Annotated in this window: 1 protein-coding gene; it reads right to left on the bottom strand. The window is 68.7% G+C overall.

Going from position 1 to position 520, the window contains the following annotated elements; all coding sequences use genetic code 11:
- On the bottom strand, positions 1-520 hold a 520-nt coding region (locus AACY52_RS30060; RefSeq protein WP_339561341.1), incomplete at both ends, for an efflux RND transporter permease subunit.

Raw genomic sequence — 520 nt, 5'->3', positions numbered from 1 at the left:
CAGTTTCTGCTGCACCGCCTGAGCAATTTGCACGGCATTGCCGTCGGGCTGTTCATAGATGTTGAACAGCACGGCGGGTTTGCCATCCTCGACGATGCGCTGCCACACCGGCACCGCGCCCTCCTGCACCGTCGCCACATCGCGGACGCGCAGCACGCCTTGCGGATCGGCGGTGATGACGATCGCCCCGATTTGCGCCGCGCTCGCCACGCTGCGATCGGCGATGACCAGCGACAGCCGCCCGCCATAGATCAGCCGCGCCAGCATGTCGCGGCCGAGTTCGTCGGTGCCGAGCGGATAGCCCGGCGTGCCGATGTGGCGCAGGCGGCGGATCATCGAGCCCTTGTAGGGATCTTCGAGGCCGAGCCATGGCGCGAGAATCGCGGAGAGGAAGATCAGCAGCAGCACCAGCGCGCAGGCGATGCTGACCTTGTCGCGCAGGATGCGACGGCCGACGGTCGCCCAATAGCCGCGCGCCTTGGTGGCGGGCGCGGCCTGCAGCGCGGCGTCGGCGGTGGTG

This window comes from Pseudomonas sp. EA_65y_Pfl1_P113 (genome assembly GCF_963970525.1).
GTDB lineage: Bacteria > Pseudomonadota > Gammaproteobacteria > Pseudomonadales > Pseudomonadaceae > Aquipseudomonas > Aquipseudomonas tritici.
The sequence above is the reverse complement of the archived record's forward strand: the minus strand, read 5'-3'. Positions and strand labels throughout refer to the sequence as shown.